1 protein-coding gene is annotated in these 862 nt (G+C 58.6%); it reads left to right on the top strand.

The window, feature by feature from the left end; genetic code table 11:
- Nucleotides 1-46 precede the first annotated feature (46 nt).
- Nucleotides 47-853: an IS5 family transposase gene (locus U4Y88_RS37570; RefSeq protein WP_321790127.1), complete on the top strand. Its 807-nt coding sequence runs from the start codon at nucleotides 47-49 to the stop codon at nucleotides 851-853.
- Nucleotides 854-862: the final 9 nt, after the last annotated feature.

Raw genomic sequence — 862 nt, 5'->3', positions numbered from 1 at the left:
CTAGAGCGTGTTAGGCACTTGCAGCCAGACCTGGTATCCTGGCCGGATGGCAAAACGCAAACCTTATCCGACGGATGTGTCGAACGAAGAATGGAGCTTCGCGGCTCCTTATCTGACTTTGATGAACCAGGGCGCACCACAGCGACGATATGAGTTGCGCGAAATGTTCAACGCGCTGCGCTGGATCGTGCGCGCGGGTGCGCCGTGGCGCATGTTGCCAAATGACTTTCCGCCTTGGGAGCTGGTTTATCAGCAGACGCAACGCTGGATTCAGGCAGGTTGCTTCGAGGCCATGGTAAGCGATCTGCGTTCGATAATTCGCGTCGCGCAGGGCCGTCGGGGCCAGCCCAGCGCGGTCATTCTCGACGGACGCACCCTGCAATCGACCTGCGAAAGCGGGCCTCGTGCTGGTTACGACGGCTATAAGCGCAAGCGCGGTAGCAAGGTACACATGGCCGTAGATACGCTGGGCCAGTTGCTTGCAGTGCACATTACGCCCGCCAACGAGCAGGAACGCGCCCAGGTCGGCGAGCTTGCGCGTCAGGTCCAAGAAGTCACAGGCCAGACGGTCAAGGTCGCATTTGCCGATCAGGGCTATACCGGCGAGGAGCCGACTCAGGCCGCACTGGATGAAGGAATCGAGCTTGAGGTAATCAAGCTGCCAGAAGTGAAAAAAGGGTTTGTCCTGTTGCCACGTCGCTGGGTGGTCGAACGCAGCTTCGGTTGGCTGAACCGTTTCCGGCGACTGGCCAGAGACTACGAGCGATTGCCCGAAACCTTGGCCGGCCTTCACTTCGTCGTATTTACCGTGCTTATGCTTGTCCACTTCGTAGACCTCAGCAAAAGTGCCTAACACGCTCTA

This window comes from Paraburkholderia sp. J94 (assembly GCF_905220285.1).
Classification (GTDB): domain Bacteria; phylum Pseudomonadota; class Gammaproteobacteria; order Burkholderiales; family Burkholderiaceae; genus Paraburkholderia; species Paraburkholderia tropica_A.
The sequence above is the reverse complement of the archived record's forward strand: the minus strand, read 5'-3'. Positions and strand labels throughout refer to the sequence as shown.